The organism is Roseobacter sp. OBYS 0001, assembly GCF_019654895.1.
In the GTDB taxonomy this organism is placed as follows: Bacteria; Pseudomonadota; Alphaproteobacteria; order Rhodobacterales; family Rhodobacteraceae; genus Roseobacter; species Roseobacter litoralis.
Window position 1 is genome coordinate 132,249 of record NZ_BPES01000002.1, and the last position, 23,943, is coordinate 156,191.

Consider the following 23,943-nt stretch of genomic DNA (forward strand, 5'->3'; position numbering starts at 1 on the left):
CCCTGACTGGGGTCAGGCCTTTGCCAACGGGGGACCCTATGGCGGACACGTCCAGCCCGGACATGCGCACGCGTTTGCAGAACTGGTTGCCCAAACTGGTTCTTGCGCCGTCTTTTGCGTTGGTTCTGTTCTTTGTCTACGGGTTCATCGTTTTCACGATCTATCTGAGCTTTTCTGACAGCCGGTTGTTGCCATCCTATGGGCTGGTCGGCTGGGAAAACTATTCCAAACTTTTCCGGCTCAGCCATTGGGAAACCGCGATCACGAACCTCGCGATTTTTGCCACGCTATATATCGTGATCTGCTCAGTCATCGGGTTGCTTCTTGCGATCCTGCTGGATCAGAAAATCCGTGGCGAAGGGATGCTGCGCCCCATTTACCTTTATCCGATGGCGTTGTCTTTTATTGTCACGGGCACGGCGTGGAAATGGATGCTGGACCCCGGCATCGGCATCGAGAACACGATGCATCTGTGGGGCTGGGAAAGTTTTGCCTTTGACTGGATCAAGAACCGGGACTACGCGATTTACACGGTTGTGCTGGCGGCGGTCTGGCAAAGCTCCGGCTTTACCATGGCGATGTTTCTGGCGGGGCTGCGCGGCATCGACAATGAAATCCTCAAGGCGGCGCAAATGGATGGCGCCTCCAATTGGCAGCTATACCGGCGCATCATCATTCCGCAATTGCGCCCGGCGTTCTTGTCGGCCTTTGTCATCCTGAGCCATCTGGCGATCAAATCTTACGACCTCGTGATTGCCCTGACCGGCGGTGGGCCGGGTCGCGCCACCGAACTGCCTGCCACGTTCATGTATTCCTATACCTTCAGCCGCAACCAGATGGGCATCGGCGCATCCTCAGCCGTGATCATGCTGATGACGGTCGCGGCGATCATGGTGCCCTATCTCTATGCCGAACTGAAGGAGAAGAAGTAATGGCCATCGCTTCTTCTGAAAACGCCATGCGCAGCGGGCGCTTTTCCCGAACCTTGATTTACCTGCTGCTGCTGCTCTTTGCGCTCTTCTACCTCTTGCCGCTCTTCGTGATGTTGGTGAACTCACTAAAACCGCTGAGCGAAATCACCGGGGGCAATATGATGGCCCTGCCCGATGTCTGGACGATCCAACCGTGGCTGTCTGCGTGGTCCACCGCTCAGATCGGGGTCGATCCGACGGGGTTGAAACCCTATTTCCTCAATTCCATCGCGATGGCTTTGCCCGCTGTTTTGCTCTCGACTTTTTTCGGCGCGTTGAACGGTTATGTCCTGACCAAATGGCAGTTTCGCGGCCATAATATCGTTTTTGGCTTGCTGCTCTTTTCCTGCTTCATTCCGTTTCAGATCGTTCTTATCCCAATGGCGCAAAGCCTCGGTGTGCTGGGTCTTGCAGGGTCCACTGCTGGCCTGATACTTGTGCATTTTGTATACGGCATCGGTTTTACCACACTCTATTTCCGCAACTACTACGCCGCCTTTCCGACGGAACTGGTGCGGGCCGCGCAAATTGATGGCGCGGGGTTCTTCCGTATCTTCTGGCGCATCCTGTTACCTTCGTCGGGTCCGATCATCGCGGTCAGTTTCATCTGGCAGTTCACCAATATCTGGAACGACTTTCTGTTCGGGGCCAGCTTTGCGGATGCCGACAGCCAACCGATGACCGTGGCGCTGAACAATCTGGTCAGTTCTTCGACTGGGGTGAAAGAATACAACGTGCATTTTGCCGGTGCGATCATGGCGGCCCTGCCGACGCTGGTCGTCTATGTTGTTGCCGGGCGATATTTTGTCCGCGGCCTGATGGCCGGGTCAGTAAAAGGATAAGACATGGGTTTTCTGGATATCGAAAACGTCACAAAATCCTATGGGAGCACCGAGGTTCTGCATCAGGTGGATGTCTCCGTGGCTGAGGGCGAATTTCTGGTCCTGGTGGGCCCATCCGGCTGCGGAAAATCGACACTGTTGAACATGATTGCAGGGCTGGAAGACATCACCAGCGGGACCATCGCGATCAAGGACCAACCGATGAATGGCGTGCATCCGTCCAAGCGCAACATCGCGATGGTGTTTCAGTCTTACGCGCTTTACCCGAATATGACCGTTGGGCAGAACATCACCTTTGGTCTTGAGATGCATGGCGTCCCCAAGGATGAACGCGCCGCTGCGATGGATAAGGTCGCGGATATGTTGCAGATCACGCCATTGTTGAACCGCAAACCCGGTCAGTTGTCCGGTGGGCAACGCCAAAGGGTTGCGATGGGTCGTGCGCTGGTGCGCAACCCGGATGTGTTCCTGTTTGACGAACCGCTTTCAAATCTGGATGCCAAGCTGCGCGTCGACATGCGCACAGAGATCAAGAAACTCCATCAGCGGCTTGGCACGACCATCGTTTATGTCACCCATGACCAGATTGAAGCGATGACCCTGTCCACGCGGATTGCCGTGATGAACGGTGGTTATGTTCAGCAACTGGGCACCCCCAAAGAAATCTACGACGATCCTGCGAATGTGTTTGTGGCCAGCTTCATGGGCTCACCTTCGATGAATCTCATACCGGCAATTTTGCGCCGGACGGGTGGGGCCGCAGTGGCCGAAATCACGGATGCCACCGGCGCACCAGTGTTGCTGCCCGTTGCGGTCGATCAGGGGCAGGACGGCAGCGCAGTCCTGTTGGGCATTCGCCCTGAAGCAGTGACGGACCCGGACGGGGCTGACAAAAAGGCACGTAATGTGGTGTCGTTGAAGAACCGCATCGATGTAACCGAGCCTGCAGGTTCAGATACTTTCATCACGACCCGTTTTGGCGGCAAAGATGTGGTCGGCCGCATGCGCGCCGATGCAGAGGCATACCCCGGCGAAATTGCAGAATTGGCGCTCAACATGGACAAAGCGGTGCTTTTCGATCCCAAGACCGAAGACCGGTTGCGGTGATGCACCAGAGCCAGCAAGCGATCAGGGGTCAAAGAACGGCATGACGCTGAGCTATTGGAATAAGCAGTTTCAGTTTTCCAAGCTGCTGCCGGACTTTCAGAACTGTCTGGACGGTATGCAAACCCGCAGCGAAAGCATCGCCGACGTTCTTTCATTGCAGCGGCACGCCTATGGGAGACACCCGCGACAATGGGTCGAACTCTCGGGCCAACCGACGCGTGGTAATGTGTTACCGGTGTTCATCCACGGTGGTTATTGGCGCGCGCTTGAAGCAGAGCGGCATCGCTTTGTCTTGCCACCGCTCAAGACATTGAACGGCGCCGTAGCCAATGTCGAATACCGCCTGATGCCGGAGGTCGGCCTCAAAGATATAGTTGAGGACGCTTGCGCCGCCCTCCAACTCCTTAAGCAGCAAACAGGGTGCCAGCTGTTTCCAATTGGTCATTCAGCGGGCGGCCACCTTGCTGTTATGGCGGCGCGGCTGCTGCCGGATGACGTGGTCGGGGCGATGGCAATCAGCGGGCTATACGAGCTAGAGCCCCTGCACTGGTCGTTCCTGCGCGACGAAATCGGGCTGACCACGGACAGTTTCGAAGGGTGTGAGCCACAAAAGTTGTGGGCAGGGCACGATGCGTCACATCTTGTTTTGGCTGTCGGCGCAAACGAAACCGCAGAATTCCACCGTCAGGCGCAGGTGTTTGCCGCATCTCATGGTGCGCAGGTTATGCAGGTTCCCGGCGCACATCACATGAGCGTTCTGGATGATCTGGCGCAAACGGACGGAGTTTTGCACGAGGTTTTGCGCGCGCTTGACACTTTCAAGGCAGACCGGGGCCTATAGGGTATCAGCGCGAACCAGCCGCATGATCGTATCGAGGTTAAAGGCCAACCGCTCTTTCAGTGCCTCAGGCGTCATCAGATCACGTTCAAACACAATCGTTCCGGTGAAACGGTTGGTCAGGTAGTAATAGCCAATCGCGGCAATCGTGATGTTAAGCTGCGTGGCATCAATACCCGGACGGAAAACGCCCTCCTTCACACCGCGATCCAACAGGGATTGCATCATGGCAACGAATTTGCGACTGGCGACGGCGATCACTTCGGACTTCTTGAGGTGGCGCGCGCGGTGCAGGTTTTCGCTGTTCACCAGCGTGATGAACTCGGGGTGCTTCAAGTAGTAATCCCAGGTGAACCGCACGAGGTGTTCCAGCGCTTGTTCCGCAGGCATGCTTTCGAGATCCAGCTTTTGCTCAGCGTTCCTGATGTCGAGGTATGCCGCTTCGAGTACAGCTTTGAACAGCTTCTCCTTGGAGCCGAAGTAGTGATAGATCATGCGTTTGTTGGCTTTGGCACGCTCTGCAATCTCGTCCACGCGCGCTCCGCCCAGCCCATGCTTGGCGAATTCCTTTTTTGCAGCCTGCATGATGCGGAGTTTGGTCGCATCTGCGTCACGTGTTTTGCGCTTTTCGGTCACTGCTGTTTTTACCCTGATCATTGGTGCGAAACACGATGTCACCCTATGACAAACTGCGACGAGCGTCAAAGACCAGCAGGTGTGTCGCGCGGCTTCACTATTCCTCGTTGTTTATGTTCTTTTTGCACTGAAAGGTAACTGATAAGTGCATTGCATATCGGTTACTTTGGACCGGACCGGCCGGTGCGAAAAAACGTTCAAGGCTTGTGGAACGGGGGCGAATATATGATGCGTGCAGCAATATTGATGAGACCGGGACGTTTTGAACTGCAAGACAGGCCGGTCCCGACCCCGGGCACGGGCGAGGTTTTGATACGCATCGCGCGTGTGGGCATCTGTGGCACCGACATTCATATTTTTAACGGGCATTATGCGGCGGATAGTCTGCCAATGATTCCGGGTCATGAATTCACGGGTACGATTGAGGCCCTCGGTCCTGACGTGACCGGGCTGCGTATCGGTGACAAGGCAGTCGTTGATACAAATGTTGGCTGTGGCACCTGTTACTGGTGTCGCCGCAATGAAATTCTGAACTGCCCTGAGATGCGCCAGATGGGGATCAGCATGGACGGGGCCTTTGCCGAATACATCGTGGTTCCTGCCCGGCTGGTTATCCCGGCACCTGCGCATATGCCGTTTGAGGTGCTCGCGCTGACCGAACCGCTGGCCTGCGTTGTGCGCGCTGCGCGGAAAGCCAATGTGACCTTTGGTCAATCCGTCGCCGTGCTGGGCGCGGGTCCGATCGGGCATTTGCATGTGCAACTGCTGCGCACCATTGGCGCGGCGCCCATCATTGTGACGGATATTTCGCCGGACCGCGTGGCGCTTGCGCTCAGACACGGTGCAGATGTCGGGGTCAGTGATCCCGCCGACGTCAAGGCCTGCGTGATGCAAGCGACCGAGGGGCGCGGCGCAGATATCGTGATTGAAAGCGTGGGGCTACCAGCGCTTTACCAACAAGCGTTGCAGTTGATCCGCAAGGGCGGCCATGTGGCAGCCTTTGGCCTGACCGGCGCGGGCGCGGTATTGCCTGTCGATATTCTGACGACTATTTTGCAGGAAAACTCGATCAAGGGGTCCGTTGCAGGCTCCGGGCAGGATATGCATGACGCGCTGAATTTTCTGGTGCATGGTCGGATTGATCCCACGCCGTTTCTGGGGGCGGAATACGCGCTGGACGACATTCAGACCGCATTTGACACATTCAAGGATCGACCGGATGATCTGAAAACGCAAATTGTCCTGTCGGATTAAAAAGGGAAAACGATCATGTCCATCACCACCGAAAGCTACACCTCCGCCCCGAATGGCAAGATACCCAACAGTCGCTTTCCCCTGCTGGTGCATCGCAATGCCGTGCCAGGTGGCAGTGCCGAGGCGATCAAAACGCGCTTTCGTGAAAATGGATGGTCGAACAACTGGGACTATCCAGGCGTATACGAATATGCCCATTTCCATTCGACAACGCATGAATGCCTTGGCTGTGCGCGGGGATGGATGGAATTTAACCTCTCGGTGGGCGATGGCGGTTGGACACAGGTGCGTATCGAAGCGGGCGACGTGATTGTCATGCCTGCCGGTGTCAGCCACGAAATGATCGGCCAGTCAGAAGATATTCACATGTGCGGTGGCTATCCCGATGGGCGCGATTGGGATGACATACAAGAAGAATTCCTCAGCGACGAAGATTACAAACGCGCCTGCAAGCGGATCATGATGCTGCCCATTCCGGCCCGCGATCCGGCGACAGGCAAGGCGATGCCTGAATGGCACGGCGCACCCTCCTCTGTCGATGGTGGCTGGAACGACTGGCGGCATGCGCTCGACAAACGGGAGTGAGCACCGGACTTGATTATGTCCAGTATTGCCTGTACCAAATAACCATGTGGTTACTTATAGGCACCCCTGATCATGAGCGCTTTCTGCATAAAAGGCCGCACAGTGTGGGCATGGGTCGCCTTGCCTGACCCTGATGTCGACATTGACCTTCAAACGCGCAGTATGGGGGCCGCATAAGGTGGCGCAGGGCTATGACTATATCATCGTGGGCGGTGGATCAGCCGGGTGCGTTCTTGCCAACCGTTTGACGCAAGACGCAAGCGTCCGGGTGTTGTTGCTGGAGGCAGGCGGCAATGATCGCCATCCGTTCATCCATATGCCCGTCGGGTTCGCAAAGATGACGACCGGCCCGCACACCTGGGGCCTGACGACCGCGCCGCAGAAACACGCCAACAACCGCGAAATTCCATATGCGCAGGCGCGTGTCATCGGCGGTGGATCGTCGATCAATGCCGAGGTTTTTACCCGTGGCCACCCCAGCGATTACGACCGCTGGGCGCAGGAAGAGGGCTGCGACGGCTGGGCATTTGACGATATCCGCAAGTATTTCATCCGCTCCGAAGGCAACACGGTTTTTGCAGGTGAGTGGCACGGTACGGAAGGTCCCTTGGCGGTATCGAGCCTGAATGCGCAACCGATGACCCTTGCATTCGTGCGCTCCTGTCAGGAACGGGGCATCCCCTTCAACCCCGATTTCAACGGCGCGGTGCAGGAAGGCGCTGGCGTCTATCAGACCACCACAAGGAATGCGCGGCGCTGTTCTGCAGCGGTGGGGTATCTCAAACCGGTGATGCATCGGCCCAATCTGACCCTGCGCATGAATGTTCTGGTCAAGCGCGTTGTCGTTAATAAGGGGCGTGCGACGGGCGTCGATATCTGGTCCGCCAAAACCGGCGCTGAGACGGTGCACGCGGATCAGGAGGTCATCGTCACGACAGGGGCAATCGGCACGCCGAAGCTGATGATGTTGTCGGGGCTGGGACCGGCGGCGCACCTCAAGGCCCATGGGATAGACGTGCAGGCGGACTTGCCGGGCGTTGGCGAAAACCTCACCGATCATTTTGGTATTGATATCGTGGCGGAATTGAACGGACACGACAGCCTCGACAAATACAACAAACCGCATTGGGCGCTTTGGGCGGGCTTGCAATACATGGCTTTTCGCACCGGTCCCGTGGCGTCCAATGTGGTTGAGGGGGGTGCCTTCTGGTATACGGATCCCACCGCCGCAACGCCCGATTTGCAGTTCCATTTTCTGGCCGGGGCCGGGGCTGAAGCGGGTGTGCCATCTGTGCGACCCGGCGCGTCCGGCATTACCCTCAACAGCTATACGCTACGGCCCAAATCCAGAGGGACGGTGCGGCTGCGCTCGGCTGACCCAAAGGATACGCCGATCATTGACCCGAATTTCCTGAGCCATCCGGATGATCTGAAAACCTCTGTCGAGGGCGTTAAAACAAGCCGGGAGATTTTCGCGCAACCCAGCCTGCAAAAGTACATCCGCGCTGTGCGCTTTCCCGATGACAGCGTGCAAACACAGGCAGAGTATGAGGCCTATGCGCGCGCCTTTGGTCGCACCTCATATCACCCGACGTGCACGTGCAAAATGGGGTCTTCCGATGACCCGATGGCGGTGGTTGATCCACAGTTGCGGGTGCGCGGCGTGGACGGTCTGCGCCTATGCGACAGTTCAGTCATGCCGTCCCTGATCGGATCAAACACCAATGCCCCGACGATTATGATTGGCGAGAAAGCCGCAGATATGATCCGCGGCAATCACTGACATCGGCAGAGCATCCGGGTCAGTCGAAATCGGGAGCCCATGGCACGATATCCTTGCTCACGATGCGGTAATTCATATGCGTCATCCGCTCGATCCGCGTCATATCGACCGAGGACAACGTGAAATCCATCACATCGAAGTTCGCCGCGATATTCTCGGGTTTGGTGGACATCGTGTTGATGCTGACACCCTTTTGCAGGATCCAGCGCAGCACGACCTGTGCCGCGGTTTTGCCATAGCCTGCGCCAATCTCGGCAAAGATCGGATGTTTGAACACCTCACCTCGCGCAACTGAACAGTAGGACGACAGCGGGATGCCGGTTTCGGATGCGGCGGCCAGCATGACGTCTTGGTTCAGCAGCGGGTGGAATTCGATCTGATTTGTCACAAGGGGCGTTTCGATAATCTTGGTCGCATCGCGCATCATCTGGACTGTGTAATTCGACACGCCAATGTTGCGGGCCATGCCCCGTTTATGTGCTTGTTCCAGCAAGGTCAGCGAGCCTTCGATCTGGAAATCCGCAGGCGGCCAATGCAGCAGCAAAACGTCCACGTAATCCAACTGCAAGGCTTTCAGGCTTGCCTCCACAGAGGCGAGGAATTTCCCCTCATCAAAGTTATCATTCTCCACCTTTGTCGTCACGCAGAGCGTATCACGCGGAATGCCCGTTTCTTTCAGAGCGGCACCGGTCTCGGCTTCATTCCTGTACATCTGCGCGGTATCAAACGCGCGATAGCCAACTTCGGCGGCAGTGAGAATGGCGTCTCTGCATGCGGCACCTTTGAGAGGATAAGTACCAAAAGACCGTTGGTTTGTATTTTTGAAATAGATGTTCATGACGCGCCTTTCATATCGAGGATATTTGTAACTTAATAGTTACTTATTTGAAAGTATGAAAGAGTCTTGATCGTATGGTGGATTGTGGGCATAGTCTTTTAACCAAACAGTTACTTAAAATACATCGCTGCAATGCCACGGAAGTTTCTATGCCCAAGATTATGACAGCACGCGATGCGGCTGACCTCATCCCCGATGGTGCCACTGTGGCAGTTAACTCCTCCAGCGGGCTGTGCTGTCCCGATGCCGTTCTGAAGGGCATCGGCGAGAGATTTGACGTGGTCGGGCACCCACGGAACCTGACCACGATTCACCCCATCGCGGCGGGTGATTTCTTTGGCACCAAGGGCGTGGATCACATCGCGAAAAAGGGCTGTCTATCGCGGATTATTGGTGGCTCCTATCCGTCGGGTCCGACCAAGGCGGAACCCCCGTTGATATGGCAGATGATCGTGGCCGAAGAGGTCGCAGCCTATAACGTACCGTCCGGTATTGTCTTTGACATGCTGCGCGAGGGGGCGGCAAAGCGGCCGGGTGTCTTGACCAAAGTGGGTATGGAAACCTTTGTCGATCCGCGGCTTGAAGGCTGCGCGATGAACGGTGAGGCGCGCAAGACACCGATCGTTCAGCTGCGCGATTTTGAGGGCGAGGAATGGCTCTATTTCAAATCGATCCAGGCTGACGTGGCGATCATCCGCGCTACAACCGCCGATACACGCGGCAACCTCAGTTTCGAACACGAGGGGGCCTACCTTGGGGCGATGGAAATGGCACTGGCCGCGCGCAACAGCGGGGGCACGGTCATCGCACAGGTCAAGCGGATTGCGGCGGCGGGGTCCATTCGACCCCATGATGTGACAGTACCGGGCATTCTGGTCGATGTGATCGTTGAGGCGCCGGATCAGTTACAAACCACCGCAACGGAATATGACCCGGCGATCTCAGGCGAATTGACCCGACCGATGGACAGTTTCAGCGCTGTGGATTTCAACATCGGCAAGGTGATCGCGCGCCGTGTTGCGCTCGAGATGCAACGCGGCTGGGCAGTGAACATCGGGTTCGGGATATCGGCAAATGTACCGCGTATTTTCGTTGAAGAGGGCTGCCACAATGACGTCACCTGGATGATCGAACAGGGCGCAGTCGGGGGTGTGCCGCTGCTTGATTTCAAATTCGGCTGCGCGGCCAATGCCGAGGCCTTTGTCTCCTCACCGCATCAGTTCTGCTATTTTCAGGCGGGTGGCTTTGATTGCTCGCTCTTGTCATTCCTCGAGGTTGGCGCGGATGGGTCGGTGAATGTCTCGCGCCTGTCAGCGGTGCCGCACCGCACTGCGGGGGCGGGCGGGTTTGTGGACATCACCGCACGCGCAAAGAAAATCGTCTTTTCGGGGATGTTCAATGCCGGGGCCAAAATGCGGATCGAGAACGGCGAAATCGTGATCGACCAAGAGGGCAAAGTAGCCAAATTTGTTGATCAGGTGGATCAGGTGTCTTTCTCAGGCAAACGCGCCATCGCGCAGGGGCAGGACATCACCTATATCACCGAGCGCTGCGTGATGAAGCTGGACGAACAGGGTCTGATCGTGACCGAAATTGCACCCGGCCTCGATATTGACCGGGATGTGGTTGGTCAGGCGGCGACGCCTCTGCGCGTGGCACCGGACCTCAAGGTCATGGATGCCGGTTTGTTCCGCGACGCGCCGATTGATCTGGCCGGGCGTTTGTCGGCATGATTGATCTAAGCGTTCAGGATGGCATCGCGCGATTGGTTTTGAACCGACCGGACAAACTGAACGCGCTTACCGCTGAAATGTGCGATATGCTGGCCACCAGATGCCGGGAAATCGAACGCAGCACCGCCCGCATCGTGATCCTGTCGGGCGCGGGCAAAGCGTTTTGTGCAGGTGGCGACATCGAAGCCTGGGCCGGTGAAACGCCCGAAGCCTTCGGGGATCATTGGGTGCGGGATGGGCACATCGCGTTCGATGCGCTGGCCCGATTGACCGTGCCGGTAATCGCACAACTGGACGGTCACGCGCTCGGTGGCGGCCTAGAACTGGCTGCCTGCGCCGACCTGCGCATCGCGGAGCAGCACATCAAGATCGGTCAGCCGGAAACCGGGCTTGGTATCATTCCGGGGTGGTCTGGCACACAACGTGCGGTACGCCGGTTTGGTGGCCAAGTCGTCCGTCGCATGGCGCTCTTCGGTGAAGTTTTTGACGCTGAAGAAGCCCACCGTCTGGGCCTCGTCGATCATGTGACTGCCACGGGTGCGGCGCATGTTCTGGCAGAAGGTCTCGCCGCGCGTGTGCTGAGCCGTGGGCCGCAGGCGACGAAACTGACCAAGATGCTGATCAATGCCGCAGATCGCGAAGACCCGGAGCGTATCGCTGAGGCTTTGGCAGGGCGTATCGCAGCGGGCACGGATGAATTGCGCGAGGGCCTGTCGGCTTTTCGCGAAAAACGAAAACCAGATTTCTCCTGAAAGGACACAGATATGATCCGACATTTTGTTCACCTGCGTTTTCGCGCGGATGTTACCGAGGCTGAAAAGATGTCTCTCTATGATGCTCTCTCGGGCCTTTCGGGTCATATAGACGGCATCGTGGATTTTCAGCACCGCAAGAACGTCTCGGTCGAAACCCCGCTCGTGCGCGGATTCCTCGACATGTTCTGGTTCGACTTTCGCGACATATCTGTGCGGGACGCATATCTGGTCGATCCGGAACATCAGGCCATCGGGGCACGCATCGTCGCAACACTTGAGGGTGGCGCAGAAGGCGTGTTTGTCTGTGACGTCGAGCTGTAAACGGGCCCAAAGCGTCATGCGAAAAACCTGAATCACGTAACGCTGCCTGAAACCAAAGATTTCAACGCGTTACGTGATACTTGATGTTTCAGGTATTTCGTCAAACGCTCTAAAGGTCGAAAATAAGACCGTTTTCGCCTTCCTGAACAATGTCACCATGCTGGTTCATGGCCTGTGCCGTGATCTTTGTAATGCCGCGCTTACCGGTTGCGGTCAGGCGTTTTTCACGGATTACAAACTTTGCAGAAATCGTATCACCGGCCAGAACCGGCGCGACGAACCGCCATGTCCAGCCCAGTGAGGCCAGCGCGTCAAAACGGGCTGGCGCGTTGTTTTTCAATCCATCAATGACGGCCAGAACCAACAATCCATGGGCGACGCGCCGTTCGAACCCTTTGGCCTGCGCAGCCGCGTCCGACATATGGATTTCGTAGGTATCGCCGCTGACACGCGCAAAATCGTCTATTAACTCCGTCGTAATCACCCGTGCGCTTGTCACGAGGCAATCACCGCTTGCCAGATCGTGATACCCGTACCTGCCCGGCGAGAGGTTCATACCGGCACCGGCGCGTCGGTGCGCAGCAGCCCTTCGTGTTTTAGCTCGGCCCAGAAATCGGCAGGAATTTCATGGCGGAACCAATTCAGGTTCTGCTCCAACTGCGCGATGGTCCGCGTGCCTGCGATAAAGGATGGAATTGCGGGGTGTGCGACAACGAATTGCAAGGCCGCTGCGGGCAATGGCACCTGATGGTCCGCACATACCGCCTCGATCTTTGCGACGCGCTCCATGATCTCTGCAGGGGCGGGCGCATAGTTGTATTTGGCACCCTCACGAGCACCCGTTGCCAGAATTCCGGAGTTGAAGCCACCACCGACAACGACTGCGGCACCGCGCGCTTCACACATCGGCAAGAACGTATCCTGCGCCTCTTGCTCCAGCAGTGTGTAGCGCCCGGCCAGCAGGAAACAGTCAAAATCACGCGCCTCAAGGGCCGCCTGACAGACCTGCCATTCGTTTACGCCGACGCCAATCGCTGAAACGACACCCTCATCGCGCAATTTGGCCAACGCTTTCCACGCGCCATCCATGGCCTGTTTAAAGACGTCTGGCTGCGCGTCGCCACGGGTAAAAACGTCGATATCGTGGATAAAACAGATATCCATCCGCTCAAGCGCCAACCGTTGCAGGCTGTCTTCAAAGGCGCGCATTGTGCCATCATAGGTATAGTCAAATTCAAGATTGAAAGGGGCCGCGTTCGTCCATGGCGCAAAGTCGATATCACTCCGCTTTGCGGGAATGAGGCGGCGCCCCACCTTTGATGACAGCACCAGATCATCGCGGTTTTTCCACCGCAGCGATTGGCCTGTTCGCAGTTCGGCAAGGCCGTGGCCGTACATGGGGGCTGTGTCATAATACCGGACGCCTGAATCCCATGCCGCCTGAAACATGCCGTCGGATGTCTCTTCGTCAATCTCGCGGAAAATGTTGCCCACCGGAGCTGTGCCAAACCCGAACGCGGTGACCTCAAGATCAACCCGGCCGAATTTATTCTTTGTCGCGGGGTCCATCCCATATCCTTCCGACTAAGTAACCATATGGTTAATTGTGGCGGCGCAGGCAGCGCAAATCAAGTCTTGAATCGCTTGACGCCTGTTGGCTGACTTCCTAATAGTAACTGAACGGTTACTATTTGACGCAGGAAAGGGGCCCTAATGTTTTCGACTGAAGTACACGCCCAGGTGCGTCAGATGACACGCCAGTTTGCCGATGACGTGATCCGTCCCGTAGCCGAAGAACTGGACCGCGACGAACGCTTTCCAGCCGAGATTTACGCGCAGATGGCGCAGCTGGGATTGTTCGGCATTTGTGTACCCGAAGCGATGGGCGGCCCCGGCATGGATACGCTGGCGTATGCTATCGTGATGGAAGAACTGTCGCGCGGCTATGCCTCTGTTGCGGATCAATGCGGGTTGGTCGAACTGATTACCACGCTCTTGGTCGCGCATGGCACACAGGCACAGCGCGACATGTGGCTGCCTGATATCCTCGCGGCAAAAACCAAGGTTGCCTACTGCATTACCGAACCCGAAGCGGGCACCGACGTGTCCGGCATCCGCACAACAGCCGTGCGGGACGGGGAGGGATGGCGGCTCAACGGCGGCAAGATATGGATTCACAACGCGCCTGTCGCCGATCTGGGTTTTGTTCTGGCCCGCACCGATCCTGAGGCCGGGCATCGCGGCATGTCGATTTTCGCGGTGGATCTGCACGCTGATGGCGTGGCGCGCGGTCCCAAGGAACATAAGATGGGTCAGCGTGCATCACCGGTGGGGCCGCTGCATTTCGATGATGTGAAACTGCCAGCTCACGCCCTTTTGGGTGCGGAGGGGCGTGGTTTCCACATGATGATGTCTGTCCTTGATAAGGGCCGTGTGGGTATCGCGGCTCTGGCGGTCGGGATCGGTCAGGCCGGTCTTGACGCTGCGGTTGAGTATGCAGCACAGCGCAGGCAATTCGACAAGGCGATCTCGGAATTTCAGGGGGTGCAGTGGTTACTTGCGGATATCGCCAAAGACGTGGAGGCGGCGCGATTGCTCGCCCATTCGGCGGCCCATAAAATCGACATCGGCGCGGATGCGACCAAGGCCTGTTCCATGGCAAAGTGTTTTGCCGGTGACATGGCGGTTGCACGTTCTGCCGATGCGTTGCAGGTTTTCGGAGGCTCAGGCTACATCAAGGGGTTTGAGGTGGAACGGCTGTATCGCGATGCAAAGATCACCCAGATTTACGAGGGGACAAACCAGATTCAACGCATGATCATCGCGCGTGAGCTTTTGGCAAAAGGGGCGGATGCATGAGACAGGTTGCATTGGTCACCGGGTCATCCCGAGGGATAGGGCTGGCCGCCGCCAAGGCGCTGGCCCGCGAGGGGTTTGCAATCGCCCTGAACGGTCCGGAGGATGACGATGAACTGGCCGCAGCCATCGCAGCGATCAAAGAGATAGGCGTGCCAAGTGTCGCCGTCCCGTTTGACGTCAGCGATCTGACCGCGCATCAAGCGGCCCTGACACAGGCCGAAGAAGCGCTTGGGCCTTTGACGACACTGATCAACAATGCGGGTGTCGGTGTGATCAATCGGGGTGACATGCTGGACGTCACAGAAGAAAGCTATGATCGCTGCATGGCCGTGAACACGAAAGCGGTGTTCTTTCTGTCGCAGTGCTTTGCCAAGCGCCTGTGCGCCCGGACCCGGCCTGCGCAGCTGTTTCACTCCATCGTCAATATCAGCTCTGCCAATGCCATTGCCGTGGCGACACCCCGGTCGGAATACTGTGTGTCCAAAGCCGCTGCCGCGATGGTGACGAAAACGCTGGCCGTGCGCCTCGGGCCTGAAAACATCGCCGTTTACGATGTGCAGCCCGGTTTGATTGAAACCGAGATGACAGCCCCGGTGATCGCGCAATATGAGGCGCGCGCGCGCGAGGGTCTGACGCTCTTTCCCCGCGTGGGTCAACCCGATGAAGTGGGCATGATCATTGCGTCGCTCGCGTCCGGGAAACTTCCCTATACCACCGGTCAGGTGATTTCGGCTGATGCAGGCATGCTCGTTCCCCGTTTTTGAGGTTTTCCATGAAAATTGCGCTTCCTGATCCTGATGGTACCCTGAGCGATTACGCCCTGCATGGCACGCCAATTGCACAGGCAACGCTGACACCCGATGCGGCGCGCGTGGTGTTTTCGGCGGCGCATGTGGTGGCGGATCCGTTTACATCAAATGACCCACTGGGACCCGCGACCGTGGATTGGGACGCAACAATGGCATTTCGTCGCCACCTTGCCGGGTTGGGCATGGGCATCGCCGAAGCGATGGATACCGCCCAACGCGGGATGGGTCTTGATTGGCCGGGCGCGTTGGAACTGATCGCGCGCACAAAATCCGAACTCCCCGACGCGCTGGTCTTCAATGGCTGCGGCACGGACCAGCTTGCCCCGCAGGACGCGAACACCCTTGATGATGTGATCGCCGCTTATCTGGAGCAGGTCGAAGCGATCCAGAAACTGGATGGTCGCATCATTCTGATGGCAAGCCGCGCGTTGGCCCGTGTCGCGCAAAGCCCTGATGATTACCTGAGCGTTTACGCCAAGGTGCTTGATGCCTGCGATCACCCGGTGATCCTGCATTGGCTGGGGCCGATGTTTGATTCGCAGCTGGCGGGGTATTGGGGGGGCAGCACGTTTGAGGGTTGTCTGGACACCTGCCTGAACATGATCGCCGCGAACACGTCCAAAGTGGACGGGATCAAGATTTCACTGCTCGACAAGGACAAGGAAATCACCATGCGGCGACGCCTGCCGGAGGGCGTCAAAATGTACACGGGCGACGATTTCAACTACCCCGAACTGATCGAGGGCGACGAGATGGGGTATTCGCACGCGCTGCTGGGCATCTTTGACCCGCTTGCCCCCGCTGCGACCCATGCTGTGTCGCAGCTGACGCAGGGCAATGCCGCGCAGTTCCGGGCCACGCTGGACCCGACCGTGCCGCTGGCGCGCCAGATTTTCCGCGCCCCCACGCAGCATTACAAAACCGGTGTGGTTTTTCTGGCGTGGCTGAACGGGTTTCAGGATCACTTCATCATGCTGAACGGGGCGCAGGCGGCGCGGCCCCTGCCTGATTTCGTGACGATTTTTAAACAGGCCGATGCCTGTGGGTTGTTGCAGGACCCGGAATTGGCGGTGGCACGAATGAAAAGACTGCTCGCCATCTATGGAGTCCTGTGATGCGTGATTTTTCGAAAGACCTTTCGGCGCTGGCGCTCAATACCGCAACGCTGGGTCACAACCTCGACGGCTATGGGGCCGGGTGGTCGACTGAAGCCGTCATTGATGCCTGTGGCGCGCGCGGCTTCGGTGGCATTGTGTTTTGGCGGCGCGAAATTGGTGCATCCGCGCAGCAGATCGGTGATCGCGTCCGCGCTGCCGGGCTGGAGGTGGCGGGGCTGTGCCGCTCGCCATTTTTGACAGGACCTTTGGTACCGGGCGATGACGCCGCGATCATGGATGATTTTCATGCGTCCATCGACATGGCCGCCGGGCTTGGCACCGAAGTGCTAACGGTTGTCACGGGCGGGATCGACCCCGGCACCAAAGGGCCGTTGGAAAGCCAAAAGCGCGTGGCGGATCGGGTGGCGCGCGCCGCTGAATATGCCGCCGCGCGCGATGTGAAACTGGCGCTTGAGCCGCTCAATCCGATGTTTGGTGGAAACCGAAGCTGCATATTCACCGTCAGGGATGCCCTGCAGGTGTGCGACTGGATCGGATTGGATAACGTAGGGCTTGCGATCGATGTCTACCACGTCTGGTGGGACAGCACGTTGGCCGAAACGATGCCGCGCGCCAAGGGCAAGGTGCTGGGATACCACCTATGTGACTGGCGGGTTGAGACGCGGGATACGCTGTTGGATCGCGGTATGATGGGCGATGGTGTGGCCGACCTCAAAGCGCTGCGCCAGCTGGTCGAGAATACCGGGTACAAAGGATATTGCGAGGTCGAGGTATTCAGCGCCGAAGACTGGTGGAAACGGGACCCAAATGAAGTGCTGGATGTGATTGCGCAGCGGTTCCGCAGCCTCTGCTAGGACCTTTCCAGCGCGTCTGCGGCCCAGACTAGCACCTGCACGCGCCCATCGCGTCCGCGAATGGTAACATCAGTGGTATAGGCTGACCCCTGCGGACCGCCATCCGTCAACCCGACGGCAAAATCGCTGCTCGCAACCACAACGGCCTTTTCCGTCTTGGCCACTTCCATCAAACGGCTGGCAAGGTTCACATTATCCCCTGTCACGGTCACCTGCTGGTGGCTTTGCGCGCCAAGACGCGACAGAGTCACCGGTCCGCTGTGTAACCCGATGCGGCAGGACAATGCCTCATCAGGCGTTTGCGGCAGCGATTGGCGCGACAGCGCATGTACCAGATCAAAGGCACTGGCCAGAGCGTCGTCGGCGTATGATTTGTGCCGGTCCGGTTCCAGCCCGAACACCGCCAAAGCCCCATCGCCCATATAGTTGAACACACTGCCGCCGCGCGCCTCAACCGTTTGGGCGGTCAGCTTGTGAAACATCGCCAGCAGGTTTCGCGTGCCATCCTGCCCAAGGCGCTGCGAATGGCCTGTAAAACCCGTTAGATCTACGAAGAGCACCACAAGATCCCGTTCAATAGGTTCCATCAAATAATTGGGGTCACTTTCAATTCTCGCCGCAAGGGCGGGCGATTGAAACTGGCGTAACGAAGCGACAGATCGTTCAGATTTCCGGGCCTGCAGGTTTTCCTGCATATAGCGCAGGCCGGACGCGGCCATCGCGGGCGGCAATGCGGCAGCAAGCGGTAGCGCCCCGCTGAGCCAAAGGCCCGATGCAAACGCCAGCGTGATGGACGCAAGGAACATCAAGACAAACACGGCAGCAACGGGGACCCCGCGCGACAACGGCCAGAATAGCACGCTGGCCACACAGAAGAGTGTCAACGCAATCGCCAACGCGGCGTCCCACTGACGCGTTTGCGCGTTGCGCCTCAGCGTTTCACCGCCGTTAAGCTGTGAAATCGCGGTCGCGATCACCTCCATGCCCGGCGTGTTCTCATCAAAGGGGGTCGCAAACCTGTCCCCCATGGCAGAGGCCGAAAAGCCCAGCACCACCAGCTTGTCGGACAAAGCGTCCGGCGCGGTGCCACTGATCAGATCGCGCGCGCTGTAGGTGGGCACGGACCCTTCAGGCCCGAGATAGCGCAGCGGCATGTTAAAGCCGAAATCCAAGGGGATATCCCGTGCACCCAAAGTCAGCTGCGTCTCACCGAAAACCGCATTCTCGCCGCTGAAGGAAAGCGTTGCGAGCAGAGGAAGAGAGGGGACAAGGCTGCCCTCCACTTCGATCAACAGGGGCGCATATCGCGGTGTGCCGCTGGCGTCGGTGGACAGGTTGACCAGACCTGCCTCGGCGACCACACCAAATGCAGCTTGCGGCCAGATGATGCTGTCGGCGGTCGTGCCTTCTGATCCAAAGCGTGCCGCCGCCGCGATAGATGAAGGGATTTCACCCAGCGCCGCCGCAAGCGCTGCATCATCAAGCGCGGGTCCCGGATCGGCAAGCAAAACATCCAAGGCCAAAGCCCGCGCATCGCTTTGGGCAATATTCGAAATGATCCGCGCCAAAAGCTGCCGCCGGCTTTGCAGTTCCGCCGGAGCGGCAGCGAGCGTTTCATCATCTATGGCGACAATCACGATGTCTGACGCGGCTGCGCGTGGTCCAACCAGGACGTGCCGTACATCCAAAAGGCGATGTTCGAGCGGGTCAAAAAAACCCGCGCGGCCGGACATATAGGGGATGATCAGGGTCAACACCCAGAACAGCGCCAAAGTCACAGCACCAAGGGGCAAGGCCCATTGGCGCACCCGGCCCGATGTCATCTGCCAAATCGGGAGAGCAAGGATGCCGCGCGGTCGCTGGGCCACGCGGTAACGGCAAACTCAACCGCATCCCCGACATCAACACCTTCGCCCGGGCCAAGCGTTACGGTTGACGCATCGGACGCCTTGCTGACAGACACGCTGCCTTCGATCACGAAAACCGATGTACTGTCTTGGCTTGCATCCACAACATAGGTGGTGCCCCGCACAGCAGCGATAGCATGGGGCGTGCGAATTTGGGTTGGCGCACTGCCGGGCGTGACCTCGATCAGGATTGCGCCGTTTTTCAGTTCAATTTCCCGTGGCGGCGCATCCCCTGCCCGCTCAAAAATCGTGACCTCTGCGCCGGATTCGCGTTCTACCACCAGCGCATCGCCGCAGGTGATCTGTTGCCGGTTGGGACTGGTGAGCGCGGACCACGCGCACGCCTGATCGGCCTGCACCGGCACCGCTGCAATCATCAGGCTGATACAGGCCAGAGCAAGGGCGATGGTTGGGCGCGCGGATTTCCATCTGTAATACATACGCATTTCCTATTGGTCTTTTGAAATCAAACTACGGACGTGCAAACCCAAAACCGTTTTCGGGTTCATAACCTGTGATCTGTTCAGCCTAATGCAAAGCAGCCCTGCCAGCCAGTTCAATTCGCGTCAGACGAGAAGGGCATCCATCAGTTGGGCAACTATGCAGCATTACCTTCGAAATTGCGGGCTTGGCGTGTATAGATCGCACAGCGCGCCGCTTTGGAGACCCTTTTGACCGGATCAGAGAAAAAACCACTGCGCGTTCTGAGCTGGAACGTTTTTAATGAAAACCCTGACGCCGCACGTATTGCAGACGCTTTGACAGCACTCAATCCTGACATCGCGCTTTTTCAAGAGGCGTTGCCTGCGCATATCGCCGTGATCAAAGCCAGTTTTCCATATGTGAGTGTCGCGCGGGATTATGCGTTAAAAGGCGAGTTATGCCATCTTGTGATCGCGAGCAGGTTTCCCACGAGACGCGAAACCATCCTGTTTCACTCAGATACGTCCAAACCTGCGCCAACCCGTTGGGCGCGCCATGCGGGCTGGGTCGAGTTTCTGGACAGCCTATCGGTCGATGTGATGGCCCCCGACGCGCGCCCCTTCAGGGTTGTCAATCTCCACACCAGTGCGGGTGTGTCACCTTCGGCCCGGCAAGCGGAACTGGCTGAAACGCAAAGTCATTTTGATTGCGAAGGCCCCTGCCTCGTCGCAGGTGATTTCAACAGTTACGCCGTGCCATGGCTCGCGCCGCTTCTGGCCATCCCCCTGCATTATCGTCCCAAGGACTGGCTGATTTTCGAACGCAGAGCGCTGAACGCATGGTTTCAGCGGCGGGGTTTCGCGCCTGCGGTACATGGAGTCACTTTTCCTAAATTCCGCCTGCAAATGGATCAGCTGTTTACTCGCGATATCACGGTGGAAACTGCGGTCATAGAAAGACGCCTGTGGGGGTCCGACCACAGACCTCTCTCGCTGGAAATCAACCCATGAGGATGGCGGCTTACCCTTCCACTTCGCGTCCGAGTTTCCCTTTGAGCATCTGGATCAGCATCAACCCTGCCCAGATAAACGCCACCTGATAGAGCACAAAACACACCACGCCCAAGATCAACATCCTGATGGATTGCTGCATTTTCGGCCAACTCAACGGCCAGACTTTCATATCACCAAGTTTGTCGCGCAGCGCTGCCTCATCAAGCCCATAGAAATTAATCACGGCCTGTTTTTTATCCGGATCGTCCAGCGCACGGCTCACCCTGTCGCGCGCCTCTTTTGCGGTATCTCGCAGAACAACCGCCAGCACGACGGTGACCATCGACAAAACGATCAGAACGAGAGGGCCGCCGACTAGGGAATTGGGGTCCCGAAAACCGGTCACATCAATCGCAGAGGTAAAGGTTTGGATGTCCCCGAAGAGATCGGCGAAAAACCCTGCGAAACTCTCCAAAGACGGGGTGAACATGTCCCTCAATGCAACGATGAAATCCTGAAACAGGAACTGATAGATGTTTTCAAACTCAGTCTGGCGCAGAAACTCATTCTGAATGCGCATCGCAAAAGCGACCAGAAAACTGATGATCGTGACATAGATGCAGGGGCGAAAAATCTGCTCAAGGTTTTCGAACCCCATACGCCCATTCGGGTCCTGCGAGGACAGTTTTGGCACCAACCACAGGTCAAACGCACCGTTTCTGAGGCGTTGAATCGTCAGCGCGAGCGCAAGCACGTAACAGTAGTAGATCATCAGCAGGCATAACTCGACCAGCAGCAAGGCGTATACGTAAGCGGAAAACCCCCAGTTCATTGCGAACGACGGGCTGCGCATGTCGGTAGGGGCTGTGATCTGCGTGGCTTGCGCAAAAATGGCCGCTATGGACCAGTCGACTTCCTGCCCGGATGTATCCTGACAAACAGCAGGAATCGTGATCCCCGATGCCGTGAGCAAATCACCCGTCATCAGCGGCATATGCACCACACAATACCAGTCCAGAACAACGACCGTGCCGACCAGCAAGGCAACGACCATCCCGGCAAGCGAGAAACACGTCCAGATCAAACGCACCATCCGGGATACTCCCCGGTTCATCTCACTGGATGTGTCTGACAGATCAAACTGCCAGTCCCGGTTACAGAACATACGGTCCTGGATCATCTGACGAAATGTGCGCTGGAGGTTTTGCACCGAGGTGAACGCAAAGAAAAACGCCAAGGGCATCATGATGGACAGGCTTGGCCACCAATTCAGCGCGTGACCATAGCCGACCTGTTTCTCAAGACACTGGTCGGTTCCAACAAGATCGTCCGGACAAGGCGCTGCCTCGACCGTACCCCTGAGAATATAATGCGTCACATCCCCAAGGTTCAGCACGTAAACAGCAGCAACGATCGGCACAACGCCCAGAAACAGCGCAATGAACAGCACGACAAAAGGGTCAACACCCCAGAAACGACGTCCAATGCGCACAAACCATGGCTGGGTGTCAAAGATGTTTTGCAGCGCTTGCGTCTGATCCGCAGGTTGTGCCTGATCCCTGCTCATCATCGGTCCTTTGCCGTGCGGCGGACAATCTCGGTAATGCGTTTGCGCAAGGCAAAACGCGGCTTCATCAGGTGGAAAGTTACTACCATAAGATCTGACCAAAAATGTCTTTACGTGTAGCTATTGCCTTAGGATTGAATAGAATTATCGTAATACACCTCAGAGCATAGCATAAATTGCAATCACGTGTTTATTTTTTACCGAACCACGCAAACACATCAGAATTTCTTGACGGCGGGGCAAGACGCTTTGATAAACAACATAGTATTTGAATATAACTTGAGTAATGCAAAATAGCGCCGCTGAATCCATCGCCGAAGAACTGCTCTACATCACAGGGAAAGCCTTGCTTGAGGCGGATTTTCAGATGTTCAGTGAGTGTTTCAGGCTCCCCCAGATGATGGAAACCGTTGACGGGCGGCGATTGATCACGACCGAGGCTGAGTTTCAGTATACGTTCAACTCGGTGCGGCGCCATTTACATGACTGCGGCGTGGTCGATTTCGCTCGTACCGTGGTATCGGCAAAGTTTCTGGATGCTGACACGATCGGCTCAACGCATGTCTCCAGCCTGCTTGGCGCGAATGGACAAGAACAGGCACAACCCTATCCCGTTTATTCGGTGATCCGACGGCATGGCAACACATGGCGGATTGTCTCGTCTCTTTATGCGATTCTCGATAACCCAGCTTACAACGAAGCCCTCATGGCCAAGCCGGATTACTCTTCCACCGAACAATAAAGGGCGGGTTTTTTCGTGAGCGACCACCGGGGGGGCAACGTGACCTTAGAGTGACCGGCAAGGACACGTGCCTCACCCCCTAATCCCACAAAACTGCATTGAAGCGTTCCCACGGGACTGACCCATATTTACCCCCGGACGCATTCGCAAAGTTGCGATCCTTTGCCAAAGACTTTCGAACAGAAGACAGATTCTGCGCCCTGCGCTATCTCAATGGTCTCTAAGGGGGGAATGGCGCAGGCACGCTACAAAAAACCGAAGCCCCAGACGGAGGCTTCGGCAAAAAATAGCTGCTATGATGCACGCTTTTTTACAAGGAACGGACTGAACCACAAAGACTTGCGGGTCAGTCATTTGCCCCCAGCGTGTCATTGCACTGGCATTTTATTTTGACGTCTTGGCCCAAAGGCATCCTGCGCCATGCCAAAAGGGTCATATCTTGATCAGCTGGGCAGCAAAACACCGTCAATGACGTGGATGATACCGTTGGACGCCATAACATCCGGGCTGATCACTGTCGCCTTGTTGATCTTGACGCCATTACGGCCGTCATAGTGCAGATCGCTGCCTTCGACGGTGGCAACGGATCCGCGCTTGCCAATGATATTAGCCGCCGGAACCCGACCTGAAACGACATGATAGGTCAAAATTTGGACCAGCTTATCTTTGTTCTCAGGCAGGAGCAGGTTTTCAACAGTACCAGCAGGCAAAGCAGCAAATGCCTCATCCGTCGGCGCAAAGACAGTGAAAGGTCCGGGAGATTTCAACGTCTCGACAAGTCCTGCGGCTTGGACCGCGGCAACCAGCGTCGTGAACGATCCGGCGGCCACAGCCGTATCAACAATATCGGGTGTCCTGCTTGTCGTCATGCCGCAGGCCGACAGACCCGCCAGCCCTGCAAAGCCAACTCCTGCTTTCAGCGCGCCGCGCCGTGAAATCATGTGTACCATTCGTCATTTCCTTTCATTCCAACTGCATAAAACAGTGCGTGTGTAATTTTCACACAAAA

General features: G+C 57.1%; 24 protein-coding genes. 16 read left to right on the top strand and 8 right to left on the bottom strand.

The window, feature by feature from the left end; genetic code table 11:
* Nucleotides 1-38: 38 nt before the first annotated feature.
* Genes K5Q35_RS06145 through K5Q35_RS06160 form a run of 4 tightly spaced genes read left to right on the top strand, consistent with a single transcriptional unit; the run spans nt 39 to nt 3,761 of the window.
* The gene (locus tag K5Q35_RS06145) at nt 39-932 is read left to right on the top strand and encodes a carbohydrate ABC transporter permease (RefSeq protein ID WP_013963862.1); all 894 of its coding nucleotides are present in this window, start codon (nt 39-41) and stop codon (nt 930-932) included.
* Nucleotides 932-1,813, top strand: coding sequence for a carbohydrate ABC transporter permease (locus K5Q35_RS06150; protein ID WP_220798884.1), 882 nt, complete (start codon nt 932-934; stop codon nt 1,811-1,813). Before K5Q35_RS06145 ends, K5Q35_RS06150 begins: the two co-directional genes overlap by 1 nt.
* Before the next feature lie 3 nt (nt 1,814-1,816).
* Nucleotides 1,817-2,920 (top strand): ABC transporter ATP-binding protein, encoded by a 1,104-nt coding sequence (locus K5Q35_RS06155; RefSeq protein ID WP_220798885.1) that lies wholly within the window; start codon nt 1,817-1,819, stop codon nt 2,918-2,920.
* Between the two features lie 40 nt (nt 2,921-2,960).
* Complete coding sequence (locus K5Q35_RS06160; RefSeq protein WP_220798886.1) at nt 2,961-3,761, top strand: alpha/beta hydrolase; 801 nt, start codon at nt 2,961-2,963, stop codon at nt 3,759-3,761.
* On the opposite strand, the gene K5Q35_RS06165 is transcribed toward K5Q35_RS06160, so the two are convergent.
* Nucleotides 3,756-4,394, bottom strand: coding sequence for a TetR/AcrR family transcriptional regulator (locus K5Q35_RS06165; RefSeq protein ID WP_013963866.1), 639 nt, complete (start codon nt 4,392-4,394; stop codon nt 3,756-3,758). The genes K5Q35_RS06160 and K5Q35_RS06165 overlap by 6 nt on opposite strands.
* A gap of 246 nt (nt 4,395-4,640) precedes the next feature.
* Here K5Q35_RS06165 and K5Q35_RS06170 point away from each other — a divergent pair, with 246 nt between their 5' ends.
* From K5Q35_RS06170 to K5Q35_RS06180, 3 genes are all read left to right on the top strand, one after another.
* On the top strand, nt 4,641-5,648 hold the full coding sequence (locus K5Q35_RS06170; protein ID WP_259650479.1) for a zinc-binding dehydrogenase: 1,008 nt from the start codon (nt 4,641-4,643) through the stop codon (nt 5,646-5,648).
* Between the two features lie 15 nt (nt 5,649-5,663).
* Entirely contained in the window at nt 5,664-6,233 is a 570-nt protein-coding gene (locus tag K5Q35_RS06175; RefSeq protein ID WP_220798888.1) for a hypothetical protein, read from the top strand.
* Nucleotides 6,234-6,411: 178 nt separating this feature from the next.
* Nucleotides 6,412-8,016 (top strand): GMC family oxidoreductase, encoded by a 1,605-nt coding sequence (locus tag K5Q35_RS06180; RefSeq protein ID WP_220799133.1) that lies wholly within the window; start codon nt 6,412-6,414, stop codon nt 8,014-8,016.
* Nucleotides 8,017-8,035: 19 nt separating this feature from the next.
* On the opposite strand, the gene K5Q35_RS06185 is transcribed toward K5Q35_RS06180, so the two are convergent.
* A complete protein-coding gene (locus tag K5Q35_RS06185) occupies nt 8,036-8,854 on the bottom strand; it encodes an aldo/keto reductase (protein ID WP_220798889.1) in 819 nt (272 codons plus the stop codon).
* Between the two features lie 149 nt (nt 8,855-9,003).
* Here K5Q35_RS06185 and K5Q35_RS06190 point away from each other — a divergent pair, with 149 nt between their 5' ends.
* The 3 genes from K5Q35_RS06190 to K5Q35_RS06200 are packed head-to-tail and all read left to right on the top strand — an operon-like array spanning nt 9,004 to nt 11,663.
* A complete protein-coding gene (locus K5Q35_RS06190) occupies nt 9,004-10,587 on the top strand; it encodes an acyl CoA:acetate/3-ketoacid CoA transferase (protein ID WP_220798890.1) in 1,584 nt (527 codons plus the stop codon).
* Complete coding sequence (locus K5Q35_RS06195; protein ID WP_220798891.1) at nt 10,584-11,339, top strand: enoyl-CoA hydratase/isomerase family protein; 756 nt, start codon at nt 10,584-10,586, stop codon at nt 11,337-11,339. The genes K5Q35_RS06190 and K5Q35_RS06195 overlap by 4 nt, the downstream gene beginning before the upstream one ends.
* 12 nt (nt 11,340-11,351) lie before the next feature.
* Nucleotides 11,352-11,663, top strand: coding sequence for a Dabb family protein (locus K5Q35_RS06200; RefSeq protein ID WP_220798892.1), 312 nt, complete (start codon nt 11,352-11,354; stop codon nt 11,661-11,663).
* A gap of 109 nt (nt 11,664-11,772) precedes the next feature.
* Here the strand turns inward: K5Q35_RS06200 and K5Q35_RS06205 are convergent, their stop codons facing one another.
* Both K5Q35_RS06205 and K5Q35_RS06210 read right to left on the bottom strand, forming a co-directional pair.
* The gene (locus tag K5Q35_RS06205; protein WP_220798893.1) at nt 11,773-12,219 is read right to left on the bottom strand and encodes a MaoC family dehydratase; all 447 of its coding nucleotides are present in this window, start codon (nt 12,217-12,219) and stop codon (nt 11,773-11,775) included.
* Nucleotides 12,216-13,232: an aldo/keto reductase gene (locus K5Q35_RS06210; RefSeq protein WP_220798894.1), complete on the bottom strand. Its 1,017-nt coding sequence runs from the start codon at nt 13,230-13,232 to the stop codon at nt 12,216-12,218. The genes K5Q35_RS06205 and K5Q35_RS06210 overlap by 4 nt, the downstream gene beginning before the upstream one ends.
* Before the next feature lie 144 nt (nt 13,233-13,376).
* On the opposite strand from K5Q35_RS06210, the gene K5Q35_RS06215 reads away from it, so the two are divergent.
* Genes K5Q35_RS06215 through K5Q35_RS06230 form a run of 4 tightly spaced genes read left to right on the top strand, consistent with a single transcriptional unit; the run spans nt 13,377 to nt 17,303 of the window.
* Complete coding sequence (locus K5Q35_RS06215; protein WP_220798895.1) at nt 13,377-14,522, top strand: acyl-CoA dehydrogenase family protein; 1,146 nt, start codon at nt 13,377-13,379, stop codon at nt 14,520-14,522.
* On the top strand, nt 14,519-15,286 hold the full coding sequence (locus tag K5Q35_RS06220) for a 3-ketoacyl-ACP reductase (RefSeq protein ID WP_220798896.1): 768 nt from the start codon (nt 14,519-14,521) through the stop codon (nt 15,284-15,286). The genes K5Q35_RS06215 and K5Q35_RS06220 overlap by 4 nt, the downstream gene beginning before the upstream one ends.
* Before the next feature lie 8 nt (nt 15,287-15,294).
* Entirely contained in the window at nt 15,295-16,446 is a 1,152-nt protein-coding gene (locus tag K5Q35_RS06225; RefSeq protein ID WP_220798897.1) for a dihydrodipicolinate synthase family protein, read from the top strand.
* On the top strand, nt 16,446-17,303 hold the full coding sequence (locus K5Q35_RS06230) for a sugar phosphate isomerase/epimerase (RefSeq protein WP_220798898.1): 858 nt from the start codon (nt 16,446-16,448) through the stop codon (nt 17,301-17,303). The genes K5Q35_RS06225 and K5Q35_RS06230 overlap by 1 nt, the downstream gene beginning before the upstream one ends.
* Here K5Q35_RS06230 and K5Q35_RS06235 read toward each other — a convergent pair.
* Nucleotides 17,300-19,171 carry a CHASE2 domain-containing protein gene (locus tag K5Q35_RS06235; RefSeq protein WP_259650481.1) on the bottom strand — a complete coding sequence of 624 codons (1,872 nt, stop codon included), beginning with the start codon at nt 19,169-19,171 and terminating at the stop codon, nt 17,300-17,302. The genes K5Q35_RS06230 and K5Q35_RS06235 overlap by 4 nt on opposite strands.
* A complete protein-coding gene (locus K5Q35_RS06240; RefSeq protein WP_013963881.1) occupies nt 19,123-19,650 on the bottom strand; it encodes a FecR domain-containing protein in 528 nt (175 codons plus the stop codon). The genes K5Q35_RS06235 and K5Q35_RS06240 overlap by 49 nt, the downstream gene beginning before the upstream one ends.
* 231 nt (nt 19,651-19,881) lie before the next feature.
* Between K5Q35_RS06240 and K5Q35_RS06245 the strand changes: the two genes are divergently transcribed.
* A complete protein-coding gene (locus K5Q35_RS06245) occupies nt 19,882-20,643 on the top strand; it encodes an endonuclease/exonuclease/phosphatase family protein (protein WP_220798899.1) in 762 nt (253 codons plus the stop codon).
* 10 nt (nt 20,644-20,653) lie between these two features.
* Here the strand turns inward: K5Q35_RS06245 and K5Q35_RS06250 are convergent, their stop codons facing one another.
* On the bottom strand, nt 20,654-22,192 hold the full coding sequence (locus K5Q35_RS06250) for a hypothetical protein (protein WP_220798900.1): 1,539 nt from the start codon (nt 22,190-22,192) through the stop codon (nt 20,654-20,656).
* Nucleotides 22,193-22,478: 286 nt separating this feature from the next.
* Here K5Q35_RS06250 and K5Q35_RS06255 point away from each other — a divergent pair, with 286 nt between their 5' ends.
* Complete coding sequence (locus K5Q35_RS06255; RefSeq protein WP_220798901.1) at nt 22,479-22,934, top strand: hypothetical protein; 456 nt, start codon at nt 22,479-22,481, stop codon at nt 22,932-22,934.
* A gap of 443 nt (nt 22,935-23,377) precedes the next feature.
* Here the strand turns inward: K5Q35_RS06255 and K5Q35_RS06260 are convergent, their stop codons facing one another.
* Nucleotides 23,378-23,884: a fasciclin domain-containing protein gene (locus K5Q35_RS06260; protein ID WP_220798902.1), complete on the bottom strand. Its 507-nt coding sequence runs from the start codon at nt 23,882-23,884 to the stop codon at nt 23,378-23,380.
* Nucleotides 23,885-23,943 lie beyond the last annotated feature (59 nt).